The sequence below is a fragment of the Nitrosomonas sp. Is35 genome, from assembly GCF_033063295.1.
GTDB lineage: Bacteria > Pseudomonadota > Gammaproteobacteria > Burkholderiales > Nitrosomonadaceae > Nitrosomonas.
On sequence record NZ_JAWJZH010000001.1, the window covers coordinates 2,294,051 to 2,305,455 of the forward strand.

General features: G+C 52.2%; 5 protein-coding genes. 3 read left to right on the plus strand and 2 right to left on the minus strand.

Annotation, left to right across the window (positions count from 1 at the left end; translation table 11 throughout):
• Positions 1 to 31: 31 nt before the first annotated feature.
• From R2083_RS10920 to R2083_RS10930, 3 genes are all read left to right on the plus strand, one after another.
• Complete coding sequence (locus R2083_RS10920; RefSeq protein ID WP_317538455.1) at positions 32 to 5,662, plus strand: hypothetical protein; 5,631 nt, start codon at positions 32 to 34, stop codon at positions 5,660 to 5,662.
• Positions 5,663 to 5,664: 2 nt separating this feature from the next.
• A complete protein-coding gene (locus tag R2083_RS10925; RefSeq protein WP_317538456.1) occupies positions 5,665 to 7,572 on the plus strand; it encodes a hypothetical protein in 1,908 nt (635 codons plus the stop codon).
• A gap of 295 nt (positions 7,573 to 7,867) precedes the next feature.
• Positions 7,868 to 8,338, plus strand: coding sequence for a FecR family protein (locus R2083_RS10930; RefSeq protein WP_317531291.1), 471 nt, complete (start codon positions 7,868 to 7,870; stop codon positions 8,336 to 8,338).
• Between the two features lie 46 nt (positions 8,339 to 8,384).
• On the opposite strand, the gene R2083_RS10935 is transcribed toward R2083_RS10930, so the two are convergent.
• Positions 8,385 to 9,419, minus strand: coding sequence for an FxDxF family PEP-CTERM protein (locus R2083_RS10935; RefSeq protein ID WP_317531292.1), 1,035 nt, complete (start codon positions 9,417 to 9,419; stop codon positions 8,385 to 8,387).
• A 249-nt stretch (positions 9,420 to 9,668) separates the two neighbouring features.
• Complete coding sequence (locus R2083_RS10940) at positions 9,669 to 10,913, minus strand: D-alanyl-D-alanine carboxypeptidase family protein (protein ID WP_317531293.1); 1,245 nt, start codon at positions 10,911 to 10,913, stop codon at positions 9,669 to 9,671.
• Positions 10,914 to 11,405 lie beyond the last annotated feature (492 nt).

Here is an 11,405-nt window from a genome sequence, read left to right on the forward strand (position 1 = left end):
AGTACAAAATCTCAACCGACAGAAATGGCTTATGACTCAATTTAAAGACACGCAAGAACAGATCGATCAAGCACGGCATCAGCACCGGCAAAGCCGGTTAAGTTTGTCTGCCGCCAATGAGAAGCTGCAAAAAACCGAACGCTTGATCGCAGCATTGCGCCGCCGCTCCGACGGTGCAGCCAAGGAACAATTGCAGACTTTGCTACGCGAGCAAGAAGCGTTGCGAGCTGACACCGGCAAGCTGCAAGCCGAGCTTGAGCGGAACCGGGAAGTATTGATCGGCCGGGAATCGCTGTTCGAGACTTTCTCAGACCCAACCAAAAACATCGGTCAATTGAACGATATCCATCCGATTCTGCTGTTACCGCTGCGCATCGAGACACGCTTCAAAAAAGTCACCGGCCCCGGCGGACGCGATGTCAGTGTCGATCAACTATGGGTGCGCGTCTACCCGGATGACATCAGCGTCGATACTTTTGAAGAAATTCCATCCGAAGTCGAAATCAGCAACACCCGCGTGTATTGGACCAATATCTGGAAAGCGGGCGGCATCGACAGCGAAAAACGTGCGGCGTGGCAAGCGCTGGTCAAGAGCCACGGCGCGGGCCGGGCGTATTGGTTGAGCCAATTATTCAAACCGCTGAATTTGGCTGAAGAACCGGTCAAAGCCGACGGCGATTATATTTTGGTGATTGTTTCGGAACAGCCGCTGCCCGCCACCGAGAAACCGTTCGTACAGGAATATTGGCAAGCGGTATTCAACGCCAATAACGATGCCACGGCTTTGGATGCGGCGTATGCCAAACTCAAAAACGATCTCGGCGCAGCGCGCGCGCAGGAAATCGTCACGTCATACCAGCCACAGAATCTAAACGTCAAACCCGCACCATCGCAAATTATCACTAACGTGCGCGTCGAATTCCTGGAGTTACCCGTCGCCGACGGAGTCGATACGCAGCTGCAAGCTTGGACCAATCCGGCACGCGTGGCGCTGTTGCCGGAACGGTTTGTGGTGATGGGTTTCAACGGAAAGGAACAAACGTTACAGCATATCGGCCGCCCGGTACCCTCGGAACTGATCGTCGGACCCAATCCCAATGCTCCGGAAGATCAACAGCTACGGCTGGAAGACGACGAGCTGATCGTACCCGATGAAATGAAATGGGTCACCGACTTTGACGAAGCGGTTGCCAAAGGCATGGGCTTCAAGATTAATCTGAACGATATCCAAGCACGGCGCGGTTTCGACCGGCTGTTTGTGCTCGGTGTGCGGCTCAGCGCCGATGTCGACAAAAGCCGCGAGCAATTGCAACAGTTGATTCAGCACCATCAACGCAGCCGCAAAGGATTCAGTTTCCTGATGCAGGGTGCGCCGACCAATAACGTTGAAGATCAGGAAAGCGGTTATACCTGGTTCAGCGACGCCGACGCCAGTTACGATCATTATTTCAACCAGTACGCCGCCGACGATGATCCTGCCGATTGGCGCACACGGAAAGACGGCCGCTGGCTGGCAAATAGTCTGGGTCTCGACCCGGCGATCCTGAAGTTATCGCCGCAGTATTACGCCAACGATCAGATGGAAGCCCGGGCAATGAACGAGGCACTGTGGCCGGCAACACTCGGTTATTTCATGGAACAAATGATGGAGCCGGTGTTCAGCGACGGCACCATCACCAGCACACGCAACTATTTCAACCGTTATGTGCTGGGCCGCGGCACGCTGCCAGCGATCCGCATCGGCAAACAACCGTACGGCATCTTGCCAGCCACGCCGTTCTCGCGCATGGCATGGATCAATCGTAAATTATTCAACGACGATCGGTTGGAGCCGCATATCTCCGGCTCATTCCTGTTCCTGACCCGGCTCTACAGCCTTATCAAGAAAGCCGACGAGCGCTGGACTTCACTGCTGCCGAAAGTGTCGTACGTCGGCAAACCGCAAACCGATCCGCAACAAGCCTTGCTCGACATCGTTGGTCTGCATCCGGCATCGGTCGAGTTTTATCAACGCTACGCGGAAAGCGCCGAGCAGCTCTACAACCGCTATAAAACTTCCGGCATCAACGGCGCGATTTACGCCACGATTGCCTCGCTGTTTTATACCCAAAGCGGCCTTAACTTACTGGCGCAACTGGGTTATACGGCGCAGGACCATAACAAGATTCCCGATATTCTGAACAAATTTTTCACGCTCACCGCCAACCTGCTGAAAGGCCCGCTGATTGACGACCAAGCGCTTTCAGAATTCAACCCGGCGCGGATTTATCACACTACTAACACAAATTATCTTCAGTGGTTGGTTACCGCAGCGCGCGATTCGCATAACACCCTGCGCCTGCAACAAGGATTTATCGACGATAAGCCTCCGGCTGCCTTGCTCTATTTGATGCTGCACCATGCGCTCGATTTGTCGTACCTCGATACCAGTCTGCGTCTGCACCTGGAAGCGAATGTGCTGAACCCGCAGCAATTCTCTGTGGCGAAACGCGAGCCGAAGTTCATGCACATCCAAGAGTCCGGAGACGATAAAGGCAGTCCTTGGCAATATCTATACAAAGCGGAACCGGCGATTACCAGTCAGCCGAATTTGCAAATCGGCGATTTCATTCCGCAAATCCTGACGCTGCGTAACCCTTACCTGAATATCCAAATCAACTCGTTGGAACGTTTGCAGCACACACCGACGGCGCGGCTGGAACGGATTTTCGCCGAGCACATCGATTGTTGCAGCTACCGTCTCGATGCTTGGTGGTTAGGACTGCTGAACGTACAACTGGACATCATGCAGCAAATCGCCGGGCAAGCGCAGCCGGAGCCCGGCACGACACCGGATCATGGTAACGCTGCCAACTCGCATGGTTGCTACTTGGGCGCATACGGCTGGCTGGAAGATGTCCGGCCGGAAAACAAAAATCTGACACCGGTCAAACTGACCGAGGAGCTCGATAAAATTTTCAATAAGCCCGGTCAAGCACCGTTGACCGCTGACGATAAGAATTTCGGCTTCATTCACGCGCCCTCGTTGAACCATGCCGTTACCGCTGCCGTATTGCGCAACGGTTATCTGGCCAATGCCACACCCAGCAATCCCGATAGTCTGGCGATCAATCTCACTTCCGAGCGCGTGCGGCTGGCGATGAACGTCATCGAAGGTATGCGCAACGGCCAGAGCCTCTCGGCGCTGCTGGGTTATTACCTGGAGCGCGGTCTGCACGACGCCGGTGATTTATTTCTCGATAGCATCATTTTCGATCTGCGCAAGCAATTCCCGCTCGCGGGCGACCGGTTATCAACTACCGCAACTCCCAGCAACGAGCCGATCAGCGCGGTGGAAGCACGCAACGTCGTCGATGGGCTGGCGCTGATCGAGCATGTGCAAGCACAAACCGGCGCAAAGCGGAATTATCCGTTCGGTATCGCGCAACTCCCCACGATCACCGAGCAGAATAAGCTGGGTGCGATCAATCGCGAAGTGCAGCGCATCATGAATATCAACGATGCCGTCGCCGATCTCGCGATGGCCGAGGGCGTGTATCAAGTGGTGCGCGGCAACTATGAGCGCGCCGCCGGAACACTGGATGCCTTCAGCAAGGGACATTTCCCACCGGTACCGGAAGTGGTACAAACGCCGCGCAGCGGTGTCACGCTCACGCATCGGGTCGGCTTGCACTTGCGCGCCGGATTGAACCCCGCCGATCCCACCAACAGCACGCCGCGCGCAAAAGGCGAACCGGCCGTCAATCAATGGCTGACGCAACTGCTGCCACCCATGAGCGGCATTTTCTGTATCGTCGATTATTTCAACCAGGGCAATGCGCAACAGGAACAACAAACGATCAGTGCGCAGGACCTTGGCTTGCTGGCCATCGACTTGATGTACATGCTATCGAGCGACCAGCAGCAAATGACCGCACTCGATGACCGTATTTTGACTCATGTTTATGCGATTCCCGGCGTGCGCATCGATAGCGATATCAAAATCCAATACCGCGGCAAACAAGCCGGAAAATATTCGTTCTTTGAAGTGATGCCGATGCTAAACGACCTCAAAGCATTGATCACCCAATCGCGTCCGCTCAAAACCACCGACGTCAAACTGCCGAACGAAGCATCGCAGCAAGAAGATAGCGTGGCCGCGATCCGTGCGGAAAAAGTCACCGCGGTGCGCGATTTGCTGCTGCCGCAACAAACGGCCTTGAATGCGCTGAAAACGCAAATCGATACCTGGCTGAACGATCCCGACCCGGCTGCCGCGGAAAGCAATGCGCTCACTCATCTCGATGAAATGATCAACGGTTATTTGCCGCTTGCGCAGGCGGTCAATCGATTCGGCTTGAGCAGCGCGGCAACCGGCTTTGTGTACGATTGGCGGCGAACCCAATTCCTGGCGCTGCTGGAAAAGCTGCAAAACATCGTTACGCGCTGGCAGGCGGCTTTACTCGAATTCGAACAACGTATTACCGGCTTCGGCGCATTGGATCCTGCCATGCCGGTCGAAGACAAAATGCAGTACCTGATGCAAGCAGCGTTATTAATCGTAACCGAATCGATTCCGATCCCGGCATCGAACGACCCCAACGATTTACTGACCACACTGAATACCACACATAAAACCGGTTTTCAAAACAGCCTGACCCATCTTGAAAATCTGCTGGCAACCGCCAGTCAAGCCGGTGCGTTGTATGCGTCGCTGATTGCCCGGGAAAACGATATCGCGCTACATGACACGCAGACATTGGATATTGCCGACAACAAAACGGCCCTTGTTAGCTTTGCACAAACCTTACAAGCCAAGGTGCAAGGTCTGGCGGCGGATATCGACAAACGCGTGGCGGCGGCCAACGGTTTAATCACCGGTGATGCTTCAGCTTCCGCCGAGCAACGCATCGACGAGCTGACACAAGCAATCCGGCAGTTGACGCACGACGATTTTGTCATTCTGCCGGAGTTTAATTTGGCCGCCGTACATGGCAGCGAATGGCAGCAAAGCTACGACAATCGTGCACAGTTGCTGAGTTATCAGAAGAATGACCTGAGTGTGGATTTCCCCGAAGACAACTGGCTATATGGCGTTGCACGGGTGCGGGAAAAATTACAGCGCTGGGAAAGCGTGACGCAGTTCAGTGAAGCATTGAACAATGCCAGCTTGAGTTTAACGCCGCTGCAGTTTCCTTATCGCACCGATGATCACTGGCTGGCGTTGCAATATCCCGATACCCAGCCCGGCACAAGCGAACCGTTTGTGATCGACAGCGATAAATTGCTGTACACCGCGCATTACGTCGATGCTTTTGCACAGAACGATGCGATTTGCGGGTTATTGCTCGACGAGTGGACCGAAGTGATTCCCACCACTCAAGAGACCACCGGATTGACGTTTCACTACGACCGCCCTAACTGTGAGGCACCGCAGTCATTGTTGCTGGCGCTACCGGCCAACTTCAGCGGTCACTGGCAGTGGCAGGATTTGGTCGATACCTTGCACGAAACTTTGGATATGGCCAGCAAGCGCGCCGTTGAACCGGCGCATTGGAACGAAACCGAATACGCGCGCTTCCTGCCCGCCGTGGTTTCTTCGGTAACTCGCTATCCGATTATGATGGCGCTTGATCTGGCCTTTAATAACGCGGTGCAATTCAAATCCAACGTAGAGAGTTAATCATGAACGATTTTATTGCGATAAAAAATATCCAAGAAGTCATTGATCGCAAAGTCTTGCTACCTACGGTGGTGCTATGGAACCGCCTGGAAGGACGGCCACGCACCAAAAACTTTATCCGCGCGTTGCGCGCCGAAGTCCGCGATCCATTGTGGATGCTGTGCAAACAATGGCAAACTGGGGAATTCAAAGGCGACGATGCCGGATCGCCGATCTTCGCCAAAGTACATATGGCCACCACCGAGTTGACTAGATATCAACCTGGCGACGCCGCCGTACAGGATTTCGACCGGTCGACGCCACTGGAAGCGATCGTCGAACAACGGCCGTTGCCTTACAACGGGCAACAGCACATTCTGTCGTTGGATATCCGTCTGTTGATGGGGCGGCAGTGGTTAAAATATTTGCAGACGGCTGGTTTATCCGCGTTAAAGCCGCAATACTTGCAGCATCCCAGTTATCGCATCGCCGAACCCGATCCCGCCAGCCGCAGCGATGCTTTCCTGACCGCACATCTGGCAGTGTGGCAAAGTTTCTCTGCCATGGCAGGACGCGCCATGGATGGCGCCAATCTGTATTTTTATTTAAAAGCCGACAGCTTGCATCACGCTTACGACGGCATTACCCTGGCCAACGACGGCGATAAAACGACCATCGACGGCCTGGCCAGTAAATTCGTGCAATGGTACGAGCAGTTGTTCTACCAGCCGGATCAAGGCCAAAACGATGCGTGGCTGCCGCAGCAACTGGAATATCAGTTTGCGGTATCGGCACCGCAGAATGGCGCGGAAAAAGTCATGACCGCCGAGGAGTATTACCAAGGCCGGTTGGATTGGTACAACCTGGACGTCGATCCAGTCCGGGAAAGCTTAGATGGCGGCAATGGTAGTCCGCCGGTGGAGGGAAAATCCACGTTGTCGTTTTTTCCGACCGCGATTCAATTTGAAGGCATGCCGAATACGCGCTGGTGGACGTTTGAAGAAGGCAAAACCAATTTTGGCGACATCAAACCCGATACCACCGACATCAACAAACTGCTGCTGATGGAATTCGGTCTGGTTTATGCCAACGATTGGTTTCTGGTGCCTTTCCAGTTGCCGGTCGGCAGTATCGCCGATGTTCAAGGTCTCGCGGTCACCAATGTGTTCGGTGAAAGAATCTGGGTCACGGCATCGGGTTCCGGCAGCGATGAGAACTGGCAGCGCTGGGCGATGTACAACCTCTCAGTCAAAGGCAGCGACAACGTGCGTGCCGATACCTCGCTGCTGTTGTTGCCGACCGTGCCCAAAATTCAGGAAGGAAAGCCGTTCGAAGAATTGTGGTTTGTGCGCGATGAAGTTGCCAACATGGTGTGGGGCATCGAAAAAAATATCCCATTGGCGACGGGCCGCAGCAAACCGGGTAACGAAGCAGGCCGTGAGCTTTTTAGCCGTTTGGAAAGTATCCTGGATAGCGAAATCGAGGGTGGTCTGGTGGTACCGGAAATCCCGGAAGCAAGCGCCGCGATCCGCTATCAATTGATGCAAGGCGTACCGGAGAACTGGATTCCGATGATTCCGGTGCATCTGGATAACAACAATCGCGAAATTCAATTGCAGCGCGCGTCGATGCCGCGCATTATCCTGGGTGACTCGAATTCACCGGAAAAAATCAAACCGCGCACGGTATTATTGCGCCAAGGACTCGATCAGCAACCGCCGCAACCTTACTTTCTGCACGAAGAAGAAGTACCCCGGGCCGGCATACAAGTCACGCAAGCGTATCAGCGCACGCGCTGGAACAACGGTCAGGTCTTTTGCTGGCTCGGTGTGAAGAAACAAACCGGTCGTGGTGAAGGCAGCAGCGGTTTGGCTTTTGATCGCGTCAAACCGTCTAATCAACGCTTACGGCGGGCACTGCGCGGTCAGTGAGCAGATAATTCCTTTTATCTGCCCGAACAACCCGCCTCTGTAACGATCCTTTTCCCCCAGCTCGCGTTGTATACGCTCGACGGCAACGCGCGTAGTCAGGCCTATCTATATTCATGGCAAATCCTTGGTTAACCACAAGTGTCACTGGCAAGCTGAAAAAATTACTGTCATCAGTATATAATTTCCCCTTTCATTTCTTCTTCGCTAAAACAAAATGCAGGAACCTGAACCCCCGGTTATACAACCATTCACTTTTGTTTTCAGTTGGCGGCGTTTTCTCGTGCACAGTGCAATCATGAGTATTTGCATACTGCTGGGGCTGATGACGTGGTATTTTGGCAAACCGCCTAGCATCCGTTTTTATGAAACAAAATCCGAAGATACGCTGGCCACTGGGATAGCACCCGGTATCAACATGGCACTCGATACGCGCAGCTCCGTCGCGGTAAAAGAAAGTCAGCCGCTACAAGTCGAACTATTTAAGGGAAATGTGTATTTCGATATCAAAAAGGATACGATCAACCAACTTGAAGTCAAAGTCGGCAATGCCATCATCAAGGATTTCGGCACTCGCTTCAGCATCGAGATGCATAAGGATGGCAGCAGCCATATCGCAGTTGCGGATGGACACATTAAGATCCAGGTCGCTTCAGGAACTTATCAGATCAACGCGCTTGAACAAGCTGATTTTGATGACACCAGTATCAGTAAACACCGGTTAGTCACAGAAAGCGACATTGCGCCTTGGCGCTCCCTGCCGCAGTAAAAATTAGAGGAACCTAAGCTCCTCTAATTTCCAGAACAAAATTTCTTTAAGAAATCTTACGACGGCGTGCCATGAATCCTAATAAGCCCAACCCTGCCAACAACATCGCATAGGATTCAGGTTCCGGTACCGGGTTCAGGATTGCTGCAGTTAGAAAAATTCCATCTTCCGGCTGATTCGGGAAGGTACCGATAACACTGGTACTAAATGCCCCGGCTGCACTATCCCAAAATATATGGTACATGTTGTGATTGCCTTCATCGGTAATCACTGCATCACCTTTGTAAGCCGAAAATTCGCTTGCACCGGCTTTAATCACATTAACGGGATAATTCGCGGCATAAAAACCTTCCAGCGGATTGCCGCTGTCACCTAAGTTTAAGGGCACAAAGCTCAGCATTTCAGGTGTACCAAAGTGTAGTCCCAAGTCTTTTTCCGTGCCATCGGGTGAAATAGCTGTCAACCGCCCGGTTCCTTCCGACACAACGACCAAGGTATGCGCTGGAATATCGCCGAATGCTTGAGGTGTGAAATCCAGGCCTTCCGCATCTGCACCGACATTGGCTAATAATGTGGCGGAACCCGAGCTGTCGACGCGATAGACGTTACCTGTCTGTGTTGTCACCACCATATTGAAACCGTAGTTGCCGTAAGGATCAAAAGCGATGCCGCGAACATCGCCGCTCAATCCAGTGGCAAACAGCGATTGCGTCGATCCGTCGTTAGAGAAACGGTAAACATTGCCTGCCGCTTCTGATCCAGCAAATATATCACGCGCCCCAGTTGATCCAAACCCGCCCAGTCCCAAGGAACTGGAAACGTATATTTCACCGATACTGCCACTGCTGATAGGCAACGGCGCTCCGAAAGGCAGAAGATTGCCGCCGCTGAGATCCGTTTGATAGAGTTGATTGTTAAAATAATTTGAACCTACGAATTTATTACCCGCGTAGGCAAATCCAATGGGCGAGCCACCTGTGCCGCCTACAAAAGTACTGAAACTAACCGCAGACGCATTGCCCGCGCACAACAATGCGAGACTTCCTATTACTGATAATGACGTTACCAATTTCTTTTTCATTTTATTCTCCTGTCGATCAAAGGTAATTATTCTTATTGGGTAAATGATCATAAGCTTGAAGAGCCCCTTAAATAAGGGAAGTCTGTACTGTTTGATCTAGGTTATTTGTCCTACTTTCGGGGCATTTAACACCTAAAATCAAATAGTAATGACAGGAGTAGCTTAGCACAAATTTTACCGGAGGCCTATGATATCCAGCTTCCGGTGTTGTCCAGCCAATTCGATGAAAAAAGTTGTTTTATAGGAATCTTACGATCGCACCACAAGACATCCCATTCCCTGCCGGACCAGACTCTGACAGGCGGTACGCGCTTGGTTTTCTTGCAAACCGACCAGACGCGCCCGGTACAATTTGCGATTACTGACTTCCACTTCGGTGATTACCACTTCACCCGGTATCAAGCGAGCGGCAACCTGAGCTTGCGCGCGCGCCCTGTTCGATTCCTGGTAAGAACCTATCTGCACCGCCCAGCCGTCGTTTGGCAGCATAGCCACCTTCTGCGGCTGCGATTGCGGACTGGCTGACGGTTTGACGGCCAGTTGCCGTGCCGTGGGCTCGGCTGTTTTCTCAGCAGTCAGCGCCGATTTGGGAGGCGAGGCTTGGACTCTGGCTTTCTCTTTCCGCTCGCTAGGCAATGCTGCCGGTACGGTTCGGCTATCAGTTGTATTACTGGCTAAATGAACCGCACCCTGATTAAAACTGCGCTCCAGCAATTGCGCCATGTGTTGATCGCGGGCCACCGCAGTGTTTCCTCCCATCACCACAGCAACCACGCGACGATTGCCGCGCTTGGCGGAAGTAGCCACATTAAAACCGGAAGCCCGGATAAACCCGGTTTTTAAACCATCCACACCCGGTGTATTACGCACCATACGGTTGTGACTTTTATAAGTGATGCCTTTGTGGCTGAACGATTGGGTAGAGAAATAATGATAATACTGGGGAAAATCCTTGATCAACCGCGCCGAGAGGGTGACCATATCCCGTGCCGTTGTCTTTTGTTCAGGATTGGGCAGACCTGAAGCATTGCGAAAAGTAGTGGATTGCATACCCAACTTACGTGCCTTCTCTGTCATCATGCGGCCAAAATTCGTTTCGCTGGCACCCAAAGCCTCGGCCACCACAGCCGCCACATCGTTTGCAGAACGCACAATCAATGCCGGAATCGCTTCCCGCACACTGATACTATCCCCTGCGCGCAAACCGATGTTCGTTGACGGCATCGACGCCGCATGCGCAGACACCGGCATGCGGGAATCCAGCGTCATTTTGTGTTGCTCGATCGCTTCAAACAACAAATAAAGCGTCATCATTTTAGTCAATGAAGCCGGATAACGGCTCGCATCCGCATTGGATTCATGCAGTACAGCGCCTGTACTTGCATCGATTACGATAGCCGCGGAGCGCGGATTCGCTTGCGCCGGATTCACCAGAGTCAATAACACCGCGAGAACAAAAAAAACTTTCACTCCTGCGCGCTCCGGTATCGTCATACGATCTACTCCTTCTGAAAGCTTGCCCATAGAAAGAAGCTTAAATGACCGGCATGAAGTTTTCACACTCCGGATCAATGCTGCTTCCGCTTGCTGAAATAACGACAAATATCCATTGATAGCTGCTTTTTTATTATTTATTTTGCTGATCATATATCGATAACTCAAAAATTTCCGTGGCGTAATTTCTCATCTGCGCATTTTACTGGAACAGCGTAGTTCTATATTTCGTAATAAATAGCATATTTCCCTCTATCTACAAAGAAGTATTTTATGCTGCAGCGCGATGTTAAACGTCCGGCAATTTCGCCCCTCAGTTCCAAAATGAATAATCCAGCAAGAAAAGCATAATGCTCATGGCAATGAGCAGGCTGTTAAAAAACCAAGATACTGCAAAACTATCATCTTGATTAAACGATTCTAATGACTACCTGGCAAACACACTAACCGTGACTGAACCGGCGGAAAATGCAGCATGCTACGGAGAGTGAA